This is a genomic window from Aeromicrobium camelliae (assembly GCF_003850045.1).
Classification (GTDB): Bacteria; Actinomycetota; Actinomycetes; order Propionibacteriales; family Nocardioidaceae; genus Aeromicrobium; species Aeromicrobium camelliae.
The window spans coordinates 15,175-32,207 of record NZ_RQJX01000015.1 but is presented as its reverse complement, the minus strand read 5'-3'; the positions used below and the strand labels follow the sequence as shown (position 1 = coordinate 32,207).

Here is a 17,033-nt window from a genome sequence, read left to right as displayed (position 1 = left end):
CTCACCCCAGTTCGAGGCGACGGTCCAAGCCGAGCTCGTCCAGGAAACGCTCGTCGTGGCTGACCACGAGCAGCGCTCCCTCGTACGACTCGAGCGCCTCGACGAGATGCCCGATGCTGGCGAGGTCGATGTTGTTCGTCGGCTCGTCCAGGATGAGCAACTGCGGCGCCGGTTCGGCGAGCAGCAGACATGCCAGGGTGGCGCGCCATCGTTCACCTCCCGACAGCGTCGATGCGGGCTGGTCGGCCGCACGCCCACGGAACAGGAAGCGCGCCAACTGCCCCCGGATCGTCGTCGGGTCGGCATCGGGCGCGAACCGTCGCACGTTCTCGACCACGGTCAGCGCCGGGTCGAGTAGCCGCAGGTTCTGCGGGAGGTACCGCCACGGCACGAACACCTGCACCGTGCCGTCCCGTGGCTCCTCACTTCCGGTGATCGTCCGCAGCAGCGACGTCTTGCCGATGCCGTTGCGTCCCGTGAGCGCGATCCGCTCCGGCCCCCGGACGTCCAGGTCGAGCAGCGCGTCGCCGTGCGCCGGCGCCAGGCCGACCGCGCTGAGCACCTGCCGCTTCGCGGGCACCCGCGTCTGCGGAAGATCCACGCGAATCTCCCGGTCGTCGCGGACGCGCTCCTCGGCCTCGGCCAGCGCAGACCGCGCCTCCGCCAAGCGCTCCTCGTGCATGCCGCGGAGCTTGCCGGCGGACTCCTGCGCCGCCCGTTTACGGGCGCCCATGACGATCTTGGGCTCGCGTTTCGTGGCGTACATCTTCCGCCCGTAACGCTCACGGCGCGCGAGGATCTGTTGACTCTCGATGAGCTGTCGCTTCTCCTTCCTCACTTCGGCGTCGGCTGCGGTGACGGCTCGTTCGGCCGCCTCCTGTTCGATCGCGACGGCCTCCTCGTAGGCGCTGAAACCGCCGCCGTACCACCGGATGCCGCCCTCGCGGAGGTCACCGATGTCGTCCATGAGTTCGAGCAATTCTCGGTCATGGCTGACGACCAGCAGTGTGCCGCCGAAACCGGTGACGAGGTCGTAGAGGCGTTGCCGGGCCCGACGGTCGAGGTTGTTGGTCGCTTCATCGAGCAGCAGAACCTCCGGTCGCTGCAACAACAAGGCCGTCAGCGACAGGAGGACGAGTTCGCCGCCGGAAAGCGATCCGACCGGACGCTGGAGGCCGACTGCGGCCAGGCCGACTCGGGCGAGCGCCGCTGCGACACGTTCCGCGATGTCCCAGTCGTCGCCCACCGTGTCGAAGTCGCGCGGGTCCACCGAGCCCCCCTCGATGCGGGCGATCGCCGCGAGCACGGGGCTGACCCCCAGCACGTCGGCGACAGGGGCTTCGGCGTCGGCGGCCGGATCCTGCGGCAGGTAGGCCAGCAGGCCGTCGACGCTGACGCTTCCGCTCGTCGGCGTCAGCTCGCCGGCGAGCAACCGCAGCAGTGTCGATTTGCCTGTCCCGTTGCGGCCGACGAGGCCGTGGCGGCCGGGACCGACGCCGATCGTGAGGTCGTCGAGGACGAGTTCGCCGTCGGGCCAACGGAACGTCAGGTGCGATGTGGTGAGTGAGGTCGATGGGCGCATAGGCACCTCCAGGGGTCCAGAAAGAGAACGAGAAGGACGCGTGGAGACGCTGCGCAGGGATGAACGAACCGTTCGCGAGCAGAGGTCACAAGCGCGCCGGCGACATCGCGGCGCAGGTCTCGGAACCTCAGAGCTTCACGGTGATGGATACCTCGTGATCGGGGAACGGTGCCGACCACTGTAGCGCATCACGAGACCGGCGGGGGCGTTGTCTGCTGTTCATCTGCGCGCCGCCGAGAAGCAGGCGATTGGTCATCAGGGATCGAGACGCTCCGAGTCGTCCTTTGTCGTACTACTTCATCGAAACGGAGTCATCGACTCGTGTCATCCTCACGTCGCCGGGCGGTTCTCGCCCTCGCGTCGGCCTCGCTCCTCGCCGGTTTCCTGCCGGTGACGGGCGCCATGGCCGCGCCGGCACCAGCTCCCTCGGATCCGCCGGCCCCGCCGGCCGTCGAACTGCCCCCACCCGCACCGGCCGGCCCGCTCAGCGGCGTCCTCGTCAGCGAGGTCGCCTCCGGCGGCCCCGGCGGAGGCTCCGAGAACTTCATCGAGATCACCAACTACGGCCCTGAGCCGGCCGACATCTCCGGGTGGAAGATCTTCCGCTGCGGGCAGACCGGCGACGGCTACGGCCCGCAGGCCGTGGTGCCCGACGGCACGGTCCTCGCGCCGGGCGCGCAGTTCACCGCAGTGCGCGAAGGCGGCGGACTCGACGACGGCACGGCCGACGCGACGTACGACACGAGCCTGCACTCCTTCGGCTTCGGCGCCTTCCTGCAGAACGCCGAGGGCCAGCTGATCGACCGCGTCGGCTTCTACCACGAATCGGTCGACAGCGACTGCAAGAACCCGGTCAGCCTGCAGAACCAGGCCAGCTGGGCGCACGGACAGTCGCACCAGCGCGCCGCGCTGACCGGCGACGTCACGAAGGACTGGATCGTCGCCGAGCGCACCCCCGGCGCTGCGAACGCGACCGAGCCGCAGAGCATCACCGCACCGGGCGACATCGTCATCAGCGAGTACGCACCGGGCGGCCCCGCCGGCTACAACGACGACTTCATCGAGCTCGCGAATGCTGGAGACGAGCCGGTCGACATCAGCGGCTGGAAGGTCTGGCGGTGCGGTGACAACGCGCAGACCTACGCGCAGTCGAACGGGCTCCCGGCGGGCACCGTGCTCGAGCCGGGCCAGACGTTCACCCTGGCCAGCAACGCGTCGCCGACGCCCGCCGACCTCCGGTACGCGACGAGCGTCCACTGGATCAACTCCGGCGCGATGGTGCTGACTGCGGAGGACATGATCGTCGACCGGATGAGCATCTACTCCAACCGCGTGAGCCCGTGCACCGACGGCAACGCCAAGGTCATGGACCTCTCCGTCGTCGACGGTGAGAGCTACCAGCGCGTCTCGCGCACCGGCGACAACGCGACGGACTTCCAGGCCGCGAAGCGCACGCCGGGTGAGTGGCTCGCGGCCGACCAACTCGAGCCGGTCGAGATCGCCGATTCCGCGTTCGCCGGCAGCGTCCAGATCACCGAGATCATCGGCAGCGGCCCCGCGGGCGGCAACGACGAGTTCGTCGAGATCACCAACCTCGGCGACGCCCCCGTGGATCTGACGGGCTGGTCACTCCATCGCTGCGAGGGCACCGGCCGCCGGTCGGCCGAACCGCAGGTCGCCGACCTCGGCGGCACACTCGCGCCGGGAGCGACCTATGTCGCGGCGCAGAGCAGCGCCTCGGCCGAGGTGCTCGCCGTGGCGCAGGCGACCTACTCCGTGGGCCTCAATCAGACCGACGGCTACGGCGCCATGGTCGTCGACGCCGACGGCGCTCGCGTCGATGGCGTCTCGGTGTACGACACGATTCCGCTGGATCATTGCGGCCGCGGTCTGACGCTGCAGAACAACACCAAGAGCGATCTCGGCATCAGCTACCAGCGTGCCCGGTCCACGGGCGGCAGCTACGACGACTTCATCAAGGCGGACCGTTCGCCCGGTCAGTATGTCGCGCACACGTGGCGCGACGAGGCCACGCCGCGCGACGGTCAGCTCGATCCCGTCACGGTGGAGCGTTCCTACCGTCCCGGCACCCCGATCGTCGAGCGCGACGGCGAGGAGGCCGAGGAAGACGGCAGCTTCGTCACGCAGGTGCGTACCGAGCACGCCGGGGACGCGCAGCTCGACGTGAGCTTCCGGTCCGCCACGCCGATCAACATCGACCGCGACGCGACGCGCATCTGGTCCGGCACGACTGCGACGGTGCCGCCGGCGAGCCTCGCCATCGAGGGCGAGCAGCTCCTCGGGGCCGACGCCTCCCTGATCAGTGAGGGCGGTACGGGCGCCTACCCGTTCCAGCGCTACGAGATCACGATGGCGGACGTCCCGGAGGAGGGCGCCGAGGTCGTGTGGACGGGAATCACGCAGCCGCGCAACGAGATCCAGCTGTACGGCTGGGATGCCGAGCAGGGCAGCTGGCTGGCGATCGCGGCCGGGCAGCCGTCTGCGGACGGCGAGTTGACCCTCGTCGGCCGCGTCACGTCGGCGATGTTCACGGAGGGCGTCGTCAACGTCCTCGTACTCGACGGTCCGCGCACCACCGGTGGTCTGTTCGACGAGGTCGCCGTGACCGACGGCGCGTTCGCCGACCCCGGCGAGTACGACCTCGCGATCAACCACATGACCGACACGCAGTTCTATTCCGAGGGCTTCGTGAGTGTCTTCACGGACATGGTGGCGTGGGTCGTGGCCAACGCTCAGGGGCGCAACATCGCCTACAACTCGCTGACCGGCGACATCATCGAGAACTGGATCGGCGGCAACTCCGATCCGCTGCGGGCACGCCGTGAGTTCTCCGATGCGAAGAAGATCGTGAACCTGCTCAACGAGGCGGGCGTCCCCAACGGCGTCCTCCCGGGCAACCACGACAACTTCTGGGGCCGCAACAACGACATGTACAACGAGTACTTCGGTCCGGAGATGTTCGCCGACAAGCCGTGGTGGGGCAACTCCTGGCAGCCGGGTGACAACAGCGCCCACTACGACTACTTCGTCCACGACGGCACCAAGTTCCTCATCGTGAACCTGCCGTACCGTCCCTCGGAGGCGCAGATGGAGTGGGCCTCGTCGGTCGCGCAGGCGAACCCGTCGTTCAACGTCGTGCTCGCGACGCACTCGTACCTGTACACGGACGGGACCGTCGAGGACGTCGACCGCCGGTACACCGCGCTGGGGCGGCAGATCTGGGAGCGCATAGTCGCGCCGAACGACAACGTGTTCCTCGTGCTCGGCGGCCACTACCACGGGGTGGCCACCAACTACGCCGACCCGGTGACGGGGGAGCGGGTCGACGCGACGCAGCTCAACGACAGCACCGTCGTGATCGACAACGTGGGAGCCTCCGGTCGCCGCGTCGTCGAGATGCTCGCCGACTACCAGGGCTACCGCTCGACGCAGCCCAACCCCCGCGCCGATGTGCACGACCGCGACACCGGGTTCCAGCGCCTGCTGCAGCTCGACCTTGACGCGGGCCTCATGGCCGTCAACGCGTACTCGCCGACCCTCGATTCGTTCGAGGCATGGAAGTACGACGAGCCGGACTTCCGGGGAGCGAACGCCCGCTACGGGCCTGAGGACGACGAGTTCGTCGTCCAGCTCTCGCTCCAGCGTCCGACGTCGTTCGCGACGCAGGCCTGGACGGTGCAGGGCACGGCGAGTGAGGCTGCGACCGTGCGTGTGGCGTCCGGCGAGGTCGCCGAGCACGAGTGGGCCGCCGAGGACGAGGGCCTCAACTGGTACGCGGTGATCTCCGCAGCGGCCCCGGTCGCCGAGGAGTCGGCCGAGGACGCGCAGGGTCGCGCGGCTGAGGGCGCCTTGCTCGAGGAACTCCTGCAGCAGCAGTCGATCGAGCGGGCCGAGACGGAGCCGTACCCGGCCGGCATGGTGCAGCGCCCGGCTCCTGAGGCGTCGGCTACGCAGGAACCGTCCGACGCGGAACCGACGGCCGAGCCCGCAGCGCCGACGGCCGAGCCGTCGGAAGGCGAGCCGACCGCGGAGCCCACGGAGGCCGAGCCGACGGAGGGTGAGCCGACGGCGGAGCCGACGACAGCACCGAGTGAGCCGGAACCGACGCCCGAGCCGAGCGCGGAGCCGGGTCTGCGCGCCTTGGTGGAGCCGGCGGCGGTCAGCGGCGCGATGGTGGCGACCTTCCCGCGGATGATCGGCACCGAGAGCCGACCGGGTGAGCCGACGGACCCGGGCGACCCCGGCGATCCCGAGCCGCCGGTCGATCCGGGGCCGGGCGGCCCCGGCACCCCGGGCGGGCCCGGTAACCCGCCGGCGGGCCCGGGCGCTCCGGGTACGCCTGGAGGTTCGGACCCGGCGCCCGGTGGCGCGGATCGTCCGTCGCGGGATGCGGCCGACCGTCCAGCGGCGGCCGGGAACCTGCCGGACGCCGGTTCGGACATCGGATTGCTGCTCCTCCTCGCCGGAGCGGCGGCGACGGTGGCCGGCTGGGCGATCTGGCGGCGACGTCGCGCCTGACGGTGCGGTGATGCGAGGGCGGGTGGTCGATGACCACCCGCCCTCGCGGCGTTAGGATGCCCAGCCATGAGCGTCGAGATCTGGTTCGACGAACGGGATGATGCCGAGGCGTTCCTCGAGGAGCTGCAGCACGAGGCCGACGTCCGTCGCGTCGGGTTCGCCGGCGAGGAGGACGACGAGGACCACGCCTGGGTCGTGCTGCTTCCCGCCGCCGACGAGGCGGTGCTCGACCTCGCCGACGGGCACGGCGGCTGGGCGCCCGAGACCGTGTCGCCACCGGCCGTGCCGGTGCCAGTCGACCTGCCGCGAGCGCCGCGACGTCTCAAGCGCGCGCCGGGCCAGGCCGAGTCGCGCTGAGCCGGTTCATGGTCCCGGCAGCTGCAGGCCGAGCTCGTGCGCTGCCTCGCGCAGTGCCGGCAAGAACTCCTCGAGTTCGAGCGCAGTGCGCCGGAAGACGGGCGCAGCCACGGCCAGTGCCGCAAGCAGGCGCCCGCCCGGTGTCATGACGGGGACCGCGAGCGCCGCCATCCCGACGTCGTTCTCTTCGTCCTGGGTGGCCCAGCCGCGCTCCGCGACCCAGTCGATCTCGGCCCGGAAGGCATCGCGATCGGTGATCGACCGTGGCGTCTGCGGCGCCAGCTCGAGTGTGGAGATCAGACGTTCGCGTTGATCGCGCGGGCTGAACGCCACGAGCGCCTTGCCCAAGGCCGTGGTGTGGAGCGGGCCGTGATCCCCCGGGTCGGTGGTGATGCGGAACTGCGGCCCGTCGACCTTGTGCACCGTGAGGTGACGTTCGCCGTCGAGCACCGACAACAGTGAACTCTCGCCAGTCGTGGCGGTGAGCGATTCCAGCACGGGGAGTGCCAGTCCGTTCAGTCCCCGCGCGTTCGCGACCTGGTGGCTCAGCTGGAACACCCGCAGCCCGAGCCGATAGTGCTTCGTCTCGGGGTCGAAGCTGGCGTACCCGGTGCTCACGAGCGTGTTGAGCAGCCGGTACACGGTGCTGAACGGGTAGTCGACGCGCTGTGCGAGTTGAGAAGCGCTGGCGCCGTGCGGAAACGAGCCGAGACACGTGAGCAGCTCGAGTGCCTTGCCGACCGTGCCGGCCGAATCCGGAGCCATGAGGACCTTTCTACACGTCGCAGTTGACATCGCCGTGTGACCGTCACCATACTCCATTGTCACTATTAGAAACCAATTGCCATTATTTGAAAGCGAGATGTGATGCGCATAGCCGTCGTAGGGGCGGGGCTGATCGGTCGGCAGCATGCCCGGTTGATCGCCGAGCACCCCCGACTCGAGCTCGCGTACGTGGTGGATCCCTTCGTTCGAGCGGACGACCTCGACGTGCCCGCCGGCGCGGTCGTCGAGCGACTCGAGCCGGTGCTCTCCGACGTCGAGGGCGTGCTCGTGGCCACCCCGAACGCGCTGCATCGCGAGTACGCGCTGCTCGCGCTCGAGGCCGGCGTCCCGGCGCTCGTCGAGAAGCCGCTCGCCGAGAGCATCGAGTCCGCCCGCGAGATCGTCGACGCGGTCGAGCGGACCGGAACCCCCGTTCTGGTGGGGCACCACCGGCGGCACTCGCCCCTGCTGGCCAAGGCCGTCGAGACCATCGCGGCCGGCGAGCTGGGCGAGATCGTGGCGGTGAACGGCCTCGCGCTGTTCCACAAGCCCGACGACTACTTCGATGTCGGGCCCTGGCGCACGACCCGCCCCGGCGGCGGCCCCATCCTCATCAACCTCATCCACGACGTCGACAACCTGCGGGCCCTCTGCGGTGACATCACGCGGGTCCGGTCGGTGACCAGCTCCGCTCGCCGTGGATTCGAGGTGGAGGACACCGCCGCGGTGATCCTGGAGTTCGCCAACGGCGCGCTCGGCACCTTCCTGCTCTCCGACGTCGCCGCTTCCGCCCGCTCCTGGGAGCAGACGTCGGGGGAGAACCCGCGGTACGACTCGGCGCCCGACGAGGACTGCTACCACATCGCCGGCACCCGCGGATCGATCTCGGTCCCCACCTTGCGGTTGCGGTACTACCCCGAGACGCGCTCCTGGTGGGAGCCCTTCGCCGTGACGGAGCTGGCGCAGGAGCGTCACGACCCGCTGCGCCGACAGCTCGACCACTTCGCCGACGTCATCGCCGGTACGGCGCAGCCGAAGGTCACGGCGGCCGACGGGCTCGAGTCCGTCCGCGTCGTCGCCGCAGTCGAGGAGAGCGCGCTGACCGGAAACCCGGTCGACCTGAGGGTGCCCTCCGGCGCCTCAGCCGCTGAGAGGAGTGCTGATGTCGCAGCCCGGTGATCCCGTGGTCGAACAGCAAGGACCGTCCGAACGCGGTCCCCTGCGCTACATCGCGGTGGTGGAGGAGGTCATCGGCGGCGTCCTCGTCCTCGTCATCTTCGGCTTCGTGCTGCTGCAGGCCGTGCAGCGCTACACCCCCGGTCCCACCTGGGTGGGCGCGGGGGAGATGGCACGTTTCGCCTTGCCCGTGCTGACGTTCCTGCTCGTCGGGCTGCTGTACGGACGCAGCGGCCACATCGTCGTGCGGGTCATCGAACGTTACGTCCGCGGGCGGGCGGCGCGCGTGCTGGCTGTCATCACGCACCTGGTCGTGGCCTTCACGGCACTGCTGCTGCTGAACGAGGCATGGCTCCTGTTCCAGTCCTCCGGCAACCAGTCCACGCCGGCCCTGGGTCTTCCCATGACCTGGATCTACCTGCTTCCGCTCATCGGCGTGGCGCTGCTGCTCGTGCGCGCGGTGCTGGCGGTCGTGTGGCCCGGCTCGACCGCGGTGGATCCCCAGAACGACGACACGGAGGTGCAGGCATGAGTTTGTGGATTCTCGGAGCGCTGATCGTCGCGCTCATCGCGATCCGGGTCCCCGTCGGACTCGCCTTCCTCGGGCCCAGCCTGCTGTACATGTTCCTCGAGGGACATTCGGTGGGGCTCGGGTTCCGGCAGGCCTTCAACGGCGTGGCGTCCTTCCCGCTGCTGGCCGTCCCGTTGTTCTTCCTGCTCGGTGCCATCGCCAACCGCAGCGGTGTCGCAGACCGCATCTTCGAGTTCGCCCTGGCATTGCTCAGCAAGGTCCGCGGCAACCTCGGGTACGTCAACGTCGGCACCAGCGTCGGCTTCTCGTGGATGAGCGGATCGGCCCTCGCCGACGCGGCGGCCATGGGCAAGATCCAGGTCAACGCGATGGAGAAGGCCGGCTACTCGTTCCGCTTCGCCTCGGGCCTGACGGCGAGTTCCTCGCTCATCGCGGCGGTCATGCCGCCGTCGATCCCGGCCGTCATCTACGCGTCGGTCGCAGCGCTGTCGACCGGCGCGCTGTTCGCAGGATCGGTGATTCCCGCGCTGATGATGGCCGGAAGCCTCGTTCTCACGGTGTTCTTCCTGACCCGCCGCGACGAGAACCTGGAGACCACGCCCTTCGACGGCGCCCGTGTGCGTCGTGCCGCGGTCCGCATGGCCGGTCCTGCGGTGGCGCCGATCATCATCCTCGGCGGCATCCTGTCGGGACTCTTCACGCCGACCGAGGCCGCCGCCGTGGGCGCGGCGTACATGGCGATCCTCGGCCTCTGCTACCGCACCCTCACCTGGCGCTCGCTGCTGGATGCGGTGCGGGAGACCGCGCACACGACCGCCTCGATCTCGCTGATCCTCGCGTCGGCCGTGCTGCTCGGCTGGATCCTCGCGCGCGAGCGGGTGCCGCAGGCGGTTGCCGAAGCGGTCACGTCGATCACGGACAGCCAGCTGGTGTTCCTGCTGATGATCAACGTGCTGCTGATCGTGCTCGGGATGGTCATCGACGCCACCGCCGTGATCATGATCGTCGTCCCGGTGATCATGCCGATCGCCGTCGAGTTCGGCATCGACCCCGTGCACCTGGGCGTCATCATCATCGTCAACCTCATGATCGGGCTGCTCACCCCGCCGGTCGGCAGCGTCCTCTACGTCATGAGTTCGGTGACCCGACGTGGCGTGGACGAGGTGTTCCGCGGCGTCGTGCCCTTCCTGATCCCGCTGCTGATCGTGCAGCTGCTCATCACCGCGTTCCCGCAGATCGTCACGACTCTGCCCCACTTGCTCGGGCTCTGAGCCCGCGTCACCCCCGAAGGAGAAACATGAGAATCCGACAGCTGTGCGCTCTCGCGACCGCACTTCCGTTGACCGTGGCACTGGCCGCGTGCGCCGGCCCGCAGGGCGAGTCCGGCGGCGGCGACGAGGCGAAGCTGAGCTTCGCCAACAGCTACCCCGACAACCACCCGCACAACACATGCGGCGCCGAGCTCGTCCGCGACGCCGTCGCCGAGGACGGCATCGAGATCGAGATCTTCCCGTCGAGCCAGCTCGGCGGCGACGTCGACCGGTTCACCTCCGTGATGTCCGGCGACATCGACATCGACCTGCAAGGTGCCTCCGGGCTTGCCGGCACCTTCGAGCCCATCGGCGTGATGGACATGGCGTACGCGTTCGAGGACGCGGATCACCTGTTCGCCTGGTTCGACGAGTCCGAGGAAGCCCAGGCGCTGCGCGACGAGTTCGAGCAGGAGACCGGCGCCAAGATCCTCGACGTCTGGTACTACGGCGACCGCACGTTCTCGGCCAACAAGCCGATCCGGACGCCGGAGGACCTGGCGGGCCAGCGCCTGCGCTTCCCGGACTCGGCGGTGCACCTGCAGAACGCCAAGGCGCTCGGCGCCGAGGCCGTGGCCGTCGCTTTCGAGGAGATCTACCTCGCGCTGCAGCAGGGCACGGTGGACGGTCAGGAGAACCCGATCGCCGTCGTCTCGGCCAACAGCTACGACGAGGTGCAGGACTACGTGAGCCTCAACCGCCACTCGGTCGGATCGCAGCTCGTGGTCGTCAACAGCGACACGTGGGAGGGCCTGTCGGCCGATCAGCAGGACGCGCTGGAGACGGCCGTCCGCGAGACCCGCGAAGAGGACCGCGCCTGCATCGAGGAGGAGACGGAATCCATCGTCGAGGAGTGGGCGTCCAACGGCGGTCCCGAGGTCGTCGAGGACGTCGACGTGGAGGCGTTCCGCAGCCGCGCCCGTGACTACCTCCTGAACAACCTGGAGGGCCGACAGCTCGAGCTCTACCAGGACATCGTGGAGTTCCAGCCGGGCTCCTGAGACACAGAGACAGGGGCGCCGGACCGTGCGGTTCGGCGCCCCTTCGTCACGTCAGCGGTGCAGATGCTCGCTGAGGAACTGCACCTGGAGAAGCTTGAGGTTCTCGGCCACGGTCTCCTGCGGCGTCATGTGGGTGACCCCCGAGAGCGGCAGGACCGTGTGCGGCTTGCCGGCTGCCAGGAGCGCCGAGGACAGGCGCAAGGTGTGCGCGGACACGACGTTGTCGTCGGCGAGGCCGTGAATCAGCATGAGCGGCCGTTCGAGCTTCTCCGCGAGTGGCAGCAGGGAGTTGCGGTCGTAGACCTCGGGCTGGGTCGCCGGGTGTCCGAGGTAGCGCTCGGTGTAGCAGGTGTCGTACAAGCGCCACTCGGTGACGGGTGCGCCGGCGACGGCGGCGTGGAAGACGTCGGGTCGGGCGAGCACCGCCAGGGCCGCCAGGTAGCCGCCGTACGACCACCCCATGATGCCGACGCGCGAGGCATCGACCCGGTCGCCGTAGCGCTCCGCGACCGCGGCGACAGCGTCCACCTGGTCCTGCAGCGTCACCTCGGCGAAGGAGTCGAGGATGGCGCGATCCCAGTCGTGTCCGCGTCCGCCCGTACCGCGGCCGTCGGCCACGACCACGCAGAAGCCCTGGTCGGCCAGCCATTGGGGCTCGAGGAACAGCCGCGCCGACGCCATGACCCGCTGTGCGTGCGGACCGCCGTACGGGTCCATGAGGATCGGCAGCGGGTTGCCGTCGTGCTCGCGGGGAAAGAGCACGGCTGCGCGGAGTTCGCGCTCGCCCAGACTCACCAGCTCCACCTGCGGTGCGAACGGCGGCTCCTGCATGACCACGCGGATCGCCCCGGAAGCCGACGTGTCCTCGTGGTGCACGAGCACCTCGGGTGTCGGACTGGCGAGCGACGAGCGGGTGATGACGGTGGTGGGTCCGCCCACGACCGCCCCGTGCACGCCGGCGCCGGCGGTGAGCACCGTCTCCGAGCCGTCGAAGCCGAAGCGGACGACGTGAACCTCGGTGGGCTCGTCGGAGACGGTGGCGATCACGGCGTCATCGAAGATGCCGACGATCCCGCGGACCTGCCAGCGCGGGTCGCTGATGGGGGAGCTGTCGACGACGAGGCGGCGGCGATCGTCCATGTCGTCGCACCAGACCAGGCGGCCGCCCGGCCCGAACTGCGGGGTCACGGTGAGGTCGACCCAGGCGTCGTCGGCGAGCTCCGCGAGCTGAGAGGTGGCACCGGAGTCGACATCGACCGAGAGCAGCAGCGACCGGCGCTGGTCACGCGTGATCACCTGCAGGACGGGGGCGCCGTGCTCGGTCCAGGAGACCCGGGCGAGGTACTCGTACGTCTCGCGGTCCCACTCGATCTCCTTGCGGCTGCCGTCGAGGCCGACGTGCCACAGCGTCACGTCGGCGTTGGGCGTGCCGGCGGCGGGGTAGCGCTGCTCGGCGGCCGGGCGATCGGGGTTGGCCGGATCGGCGACGTGCCAGACCGGAACGTCGTTCTCGTCGTAGCGCTCGACCAGCAGCGAATTGCCGTCCGGCGACCACCAGAACCCGCGGAAGCGGTCCATCTCCTCGGCGGCGATGAATTCGGCTTGTCCCCACACCTGCGTCGGCGTCTCGGGTTCGGCGAGGGCGCGGTCGTCAGCACCGTCGACACCGATGACGCGCAGCGCGCCGCCCGAGGCGTAGGCGATGCGGCGGCCGGTGGGGTCGAGGCGCGGATCGATGACCGGACCCGCCGCGGGGAGTTCGCGCGTGGAGCGGGCGCCCAGGTGGGTGGCCCACAATCGGCCGGAGAGCCCGAAGCACAGCCATCGACCGGTCGCGTCGACGTCGTAGGCCACGACGCCACCCGCCGCCTCCCGGCTGCGTTCGCGGCGAGCCCGCTCCTCGGGCGACAGCTCCTCATCATCGGCACCGAGCAGTGCCGCCGGGTCGACGAGGAGGGTCTCGGACCCGGTCTCCACGTCGTACTCCCACAGCTGTCCTGTGCGGGTCACCCCGTCAGGTGTCCGGACGAACCGCACCGTGCGTCCGTCGGGGGAGACGGTGATGTTCCGCGGGATCCCGAGGGTGAACCGGACGGTGCGGGCGGCCAAGCGCGGGTACGAGACGGTCATGTCACCATCTTGGCGCACAGGAGGGCGCCGATCGGGACCGGTTGGTCAGAGGGGGCGACTAGCCTTTCTCTTATGTCGCTGCCGGATCGCCGCCTGCTGCTCGTCCACGCTCACCCCGACGACGAGTCGATCAACAACGGGGCCACCATGGCCAAGTACGTCGCGGAGGGCGCTCACGTCACCCTCGTGACGTGCACGCTCGGTGAGGAGGGCGAGATCCTCACTCCCGAGATCGGCCACTATGCCGCGGACCAGGAGGACCGGCTGGGGGAGCACCGCATCGGTGAGCTCGCCGAGGCGATGAAGGCGCTCGGCGTGACCGATCACCGCTTCCTCGGCGGCCCGGGTCGTTTCCGCGACTCCGGCATGGTGTGGGGCGAGGACGGCAATGCCGCCGCGGGCGAGCAGATCCGTCCCGACGCGTTCTGGGCGGCCGATCTCACCACGGCCGCCGATCTGCTCGTCGAGATCATCCGCGAGGTGCGTCCGCAGGTGCTGGTGACGTACGACCAGTTCGGCAACTACGGGCATCCGGACCACATCCAGGCGCACCGGGTCGCCATGTACGGCGCCCAGCTCGCCGCCGTACGGTCGTATCGCCCCGATCTGGGCGACCCCTGGCAGATCGCCAAGATCTACTGGACGGCGATGTCCGCCAGTCATCTGCGGGAGGGCCTGCGCCGGCTCAAGGCCAGTGGCGACACCAGCTTCGACGAGTGGGACCCGGACCAGGCGCCCCCGTTCGCCGTCGAGGACGAGTACCTGGACGCGCGCATCGACGCCAACGCCTGGGTCGAGGCCAAACTGGACGCGATGCGCGCCCACGCCTCGCAGATCGCCGTCGACGGGCCCTTCTTCGCGCTGTCGAACAACCTCGGCAACGAGGTCTGGGGCACCGAGTACTACCGCTTGGCCGCGGGCCAGCGCGGACCGGTCGGCCAGGGCGGCTTCGAGGACGACCTGTTCGCCGGCGTGTGATCGGCCGTCTCGTCTGCGTCGCGCTCGGCGCGTACACCGCGGTCCTGGGCGTGCTCGTGCATCGCCAGCGCGCGGATGTGGGCGGCTGGGCACTCCCGTGGGGGCTTCTCGTCGTCCTGACCCTCGTGTGGCTCGTCGCGCTGTCCGCCGCTCACCTCGCCGAACTCGGTCCCGCCTGGGCCGGCGGAACCTGGGCGCTCGTCGTCCTGCTCCTGCAACTCGGTCGGGACGTGCTCGTCGGGTCCGACGCGGTGGGGTGGACGTTCATGCTGGCGTCGCTGGTGATCTTCGTGGTGATCACGTGGCGGTCCGCTCACCGGAGATCAGGCTCCACCTCATAGGCTGAGAGGGTGTCCGATCCCGTCGATCAGGCCGCTTTCCGCGGCGCATTGTCCCGATTCGCCAGCGGTGTGACGGTGGTGTCCACCGTCCACGAGGGCGTCGACCATGCGATGACCGCGAGCGCCTTCACCTCCGTGTCGCTCGACCCGCCGCTCGTGCTCGTGTGCTCGCACAAGACGAGCCGCTTCCACGACGCAGTGCTGGCGTCGGGCGTCTGGGGAGTCTCGATTCTCGCCGAAGAGGGCCGGGACGATTCGGCGTGGTTCGCCCACCGCGGGCGACCGCTCGAGCAGCAGTTCGCCGAGATCAAGCACCACCGTGGCAGCACCGGTGTGGCGCTGCTCGACGCCTCGTTGGCCTGGTTGGAGTGCGAAACCGTCGCGGCCCACGACGGCGGTGACCACACGATCCTCGTGGGCAGTGTCGTCGACGCGGCGGTACGCGAGGGACCGGACGACCCGCTGCTGTATTACCGTTCCCACTACGGGACGATCGTGCGATCTCCGGAGTCGGAGAAGACGGTCTACGGAGGATCTCAGTGACGAAGAAGACCTCGACCACCGCCAAGGCGAAAGGAAGCAAGCGCCGGCGGTGGCCCTGGTGGACGCTCGGGGGCGTGCTGGCGGTTCTCGCGGCCGCGTACGTCGCCGGCTACCTCCTCACCGGCGAGCGGCTGCCCGCGAACACCACCGTCGCGCAGGTCGACGTCGGCGGGATGGAGCCCGCGGCGGCGGTTTCGACCCTCGAGGAGGGCGTCGCCGATCGGGTCGACGCGCCCATCCTCGTGCAGCACGGCGAGCAGACCTTCGAGCTTGCGCCGGCGGACATCGGACTGGCGCTCGACGCGGAGGAGAGCATCGATGCCGCCGGTGGCGAGCGGACGTGGGACCCGCGCGACATGTGGGCCCTGATCTTCGGTGACCGCGACTACGCTCCAGTGCTCGACGTCGACGACGAGAAGCTCGAGGGTGCCGTCGGCACGATCGCCGAGACCGTCGACGTGCCGGTGGTGGAAGCGTTCATCTCGTTCCCGGAAGGCCGTCCGGAACCGCGCGAACCCGTGGCAGGCGAACTCGTCGAGCGCGAGGAGCTGTCCGAGGCGATCGCCGATGCGTACCTCATGACCGAGGAGCCGGTCGATGTCCCGACCAGCACCGTCGAACCGGAGGTCGACTCCGAGGGATTGGCCGAGGCGGTGCGCACGATCGCCGAACCCGCCGTGAGCGGGCCGGTCATCCTCAACGTCGGCGAGCAGACGGTCGAGCTGCCCATCACCGCCTACACGCCTGCTCTGACCGTCGAGGTCGTCGACGGAGCCATGCAGCCGAAGATCGACCCGCAGACGCTGGAGCAGCCGCTCACGGACTCCACCACCGGCATCGGGGAGAAAGCGGTCGACGCGCGCGTCGAGATCCAGAACAACCAGCCGGTCGTCATCCCCAGCAAGCCCGGCGTCGGTCTCGATCCGAAGACCATGGCCGACCAACTGCTTCCGGTGATCACCAAGACGGGTCCTGAACGCTCGATCACGGTCGAGGCCACGCCGGTCGAGCCGGAGTTCACCACCGAGGACGCCGAGGCGCTCGGCATCCGCGAGAAGATCTCGACCTTCACCACCAACTATCCGCACGCCGACTACCGCAACATCAATCAAGCGCGTGCTGCCGAGCTCATCAACGGCACGATCCTCGAACCGGGGGAGACCTTCAGCTTCAACGACACCGTCGGTGAGCGCACGGTCGCCAACGGTTTCGCGATGGGCACCGTCATCAACGGCGGCGTGTTCCGCGAGGAGATGGGCGGGGGCGTCTCGCAGGTCGTCACCACGACCTACAACGCCGCGTTCTTCGCCGGGCTTGAGGACGTCGAACATCATCCGCACGCCTTCTACATCAACCGGTATCCGGTCGGTCGTGAAGCGACCGTGTACTACGGCCACCTGGACCTGCGGTTCAAGAACTCGCTCAAGAACGGCGTGCTCATCCGCGCCTACGTCAACCCGAGTACGCCGGGCACGCAGGGTGCGATGACGGTCGAGATGTGGGGCACGAAGGAGTACGACATCGAGGCCGGTGAGTCGCCGCGTCGGAACTTCCGCCAGCCGGGCGTGCGCTACGACGACACGAACCGGTGCGTTCCGCAGGCGCCGATCCAGGGCTTCGACATCGACATTCATCGCACGTTCTACCAGAACGGGCAGAAGGTGAAGTCCGAGACGAACACGGCCCGCTACCAGGCCGCCGATCACGTCATCTGCGGCCCGCAACCGGCCCCTCCGCCCCCACCCGAAGGCTGAAGGTTGCCCTAGGTGGTCGAGTAGG

The 17,033-nt window shown here is 69.4% G+C and carries 13 protein-coding genes; 10 read left to right on the top strand and 3 right to left on the bottom strand.

Annotation, left to right across the window (positions count from 1 at the left end):
- Window position 1: 1 nt before the first annotated feature.
- A complete protein-coding gene (locus tag EHW97_RS11175; RefSeq protein WP_124237252.1) occupies window positions 2–1,582 on the bottom strand; it encodes an ABC-F family ATP-binding cassette domain-containing protein in 1,581 nt (526 codons plus the stop codon).
- 321 nt (window positions 1,583–1,903) lie between these two features.
- Here EHW97_RS11175 and EHW97_RS11170 point away from each other — a divergent pair, with 321 nt between their 5' ends.
- Both EHW97_RS11170 and EHW97_RS11165 read left to right on the top strand, forming a co-directional pair.
- On the top strand, window positions 1,904–6,121 hold the full coding sequence (locus tag EHW97_RS11170) for a lamin tail domain-containing metallophosphoesterase family protein (protein ID WP_124237251.1): 4,218 nt from the start codon (window positions 1,904–1,906) through the stop codon (window positions 6,119–6,121).
- A gap of 66 nt (window positions 6,122–6,187) precedes the next feature.
- Entirely contained in the window at window positions 6,188–6,478 is a 291-nt protein-coding gene (locus tag EHW97_RS11165) for a hypothetical protein (RefSeq protein WP_124237250.1), read from the top strand.
- Window positions 6,479–6,484: 6 nt separating this feature from the next.
- Here the strand turns inward: EHW97_RS11165 and EHW97_RS11160 are convergent, their stop codons facing one another.
- Window positions 6,485–7,243 (bottom strand): IclR family transcriptional regulator, encoded by a 759-nt coding sequence (locus tag EHW97_RS11160; RefSeq protein ID WP_124237249.1) that lies wholly within the window; start codon window positions 7,241–7,243, stop codon window positions 6,485–6,487.
- Window positions 7,244–7,345: 102 nt separating this feature from the next.
- Between EHW97_RS11160 and EHW97_RS11155 the strand changes: the two genes are divergently transcribed.
- The 4 genes from EHW97_RS11155 to EHW97_RS11140 are packed head-to-tail and all read left to right on the top strand — an operon-like array spanning window position 7,346 to window position 11,262.
- Complete coding sequence (locus EHW97_RS11155) at window positions 7,346–8,422, top strand: Gfo/Idh/MocA family protein (RefSeq protein WP_124237248.1); 1,077 nt, start codon at window positions 7,346–7,348, stop codon at window positions 8,420–8,422.
- Window positions 8,406–8,951: a TRAP transporter small permease gene (locus EHW97_RS11150; RefSeq protein WP_124237247.1), complete on the top strand. Its 546-nt coding sequence runs from the start codon at window positions 8,406–8,408 to the stop codon at window positions 8,949–8,951. The genes EHW97_RS11155 and EHW97_RS11150 overlap by 17 nt, the downstream gene beginning before the upstream one ends.
- The gene (locus tag EHW97_RS11145) at window positions 8,948–10,222 is read left to right on the top strand and encodes a TRAP transporter large permease (protein ID WP_124237246.1); all 1,275 of its coding nucleotides are present in this window, start codon (window positions 8,948–8,950) and stop codon (window positions 10,220–10,222) included. The genes EHW97_RS11150 and EHW97_RS11145 overlap by 4 nt, the downstream gene beginning before the upstream one ends.
- A gap of 26 nt (window positions 10,223–10,248) precedes the next feature.
- Window positions 10,249–11,262: a DctP family TRAP transporter solute-binding subunit gene (locus tag EHW97_RS11140; RefSeq protein WP_124237245.1), complete on the top strand. Its 1,014-nt coding sequence runs from the start codon at window positions 10,249–10,251 to the stop codon at window positions 11,260–11,262.
- Window positions 11,263–11,313: 51 nt separating this feature from the next.
- On the opposite strand, the gene EHW97_RS11135 is transcribed toward EHW97_RS11140, so the two are convergent.
- Window positions 11,314–13,392 (bottom strand): S9 family peptidase, encoded by a 2,079-nt coding sequence (locus tag EHW97_RS11135; RefSeq protein ID WP_124237244.1) that lies wholly within the window; start codon window positions 13,390–13,392, stop codon window positions 11,314–11,316.
- 72 nt (window positions 13,393–13,464) lie between these two features.
- On the opposite strand from EHW97_RS11135, the gene mshB reads away from it, so the two are divergent.
- From mshB to EHW97_RS11115, 4 genes are read left to right on the top strand one after another with little or no spacing between them, the layout of a single operon-like run.
- Window positions 13,465–14,370, top strand: coding sequence for an N-acetyl-1-D-myo-inositol-2-amino-2-deoxy-alpha-D-glucopyranoside deacetylase (gene mshB, locus EHW97_RS11130; RefSeq protein WP_124237243.1), 906 nt, complete (start codon window positions 13,465–13,467; stop codon window positions 14,368–14,370).
- A complete protein-coding gene (locus EHW97_RS11125; protein WP_124237242.1) occupies window positions 14,367–14,711 on the top strand; it encodes a hypothetical protein in 345 nt (114 codons plus the stop codon). The genes mshB and EHW97_RS11125 overlap by 4 nt, the downstream gene beginning before the upstream one ends.
- Before the next feature lie 9 nt (window positions 14,712–14,720).
- A complete protein-coding gene (locus tag EHW97_RS11120; RefSeq protein ID WP_124237241.1) occupies window positions 14,721–15,254 on the top strand; it encodes a flavin reductase family protein in 534 nt (177 codons plus the stop codon).
- Window positions 15,251–17,008: a VanW family protein gene (locus EHW97_RS11115; RefSeq protein WP_124237240.1), complete on the top strand. Its 1,758-nt coding sequence runs from the start codon at window positions 15,251–15,253 to the stop codon at window positions 17,006–17,008. The genes EHW97_RS11120 and EHW97_RS11115 overlap by 4 nt, the downstream gene beginning before the upstream one ends.
- The last annotated feature ends 25 nt before the right edge of the window (window positions 17,009–17,033 follow it).

Excerpts from the sequence above, each read along its gene's own strand:
- EHW97_RS11145 (WP_124237246.1), top strand. The coding sequence starts at position 8,948 with ATGAGTTTGTGGATTCTCGGAGCGCTGATCGTCGCGCTCATCGCGATC.
- EHW97_RS11165 (WP_124237250.1), top strand. The coding sequence starts at position 6,188 with ATGAGCGTCGAGATCTGGTTCGACGAACGGGATGATGCCGAGGCGTTC.
- EHW97_RS11135 (WP_124237244.1), bottom strand. The coding sequence starts at position 13,392 with ATGACCGTCTCGTACCCGCGCTTGGCCGCCCGCACCGTCCGGTTCACC.
- EHW97_RS11150 (WP_124237247.1), top strand. The coding sequence starts at position 8,406 with ATGTCGCAGCCCGGTGATCCCGTGGTCGAACAGCAAGGACCGTCCGAA.
- EHW97_RS11155 (WP_124237248.1), top strand. The coding sequence starts at position 7,346 with ATGCGCATAGCCGTCGTAGGGGCGGGGCTGATCGGTCGGCAGCATGCC.
- EHW97_RS11175 (WP_124237252.1), bottom strand. The coding sequence starts at position 1,582 with ATGCGCCCATCGACCTCACTCACCACATCGCACCTGACGTTCCGTTGG.
- EHW97_RS11140 (WP_124237245.1), top strand. The coding sequence starts at position 10,249 with ATGAGAATCCGACAGCTGTGCGCTCTCGCGACCGCACTTCCGTTGACC.
- EHW97_RS11160 (WP_124237249.1), bottom strand. The coding sequence starts at position 7,243 with ATGGCTCCGGATTCGGCCGGCACGGTCGGCAAGGCACTCGAGCTGCTC.
- mshB (WP_124237243.1), top strand. The coding sequence starts at position 13,465 with ATGTCGCTGCCGGATCGCCGCCTGCTGCTCGTCCACGCTCACCCCGAC.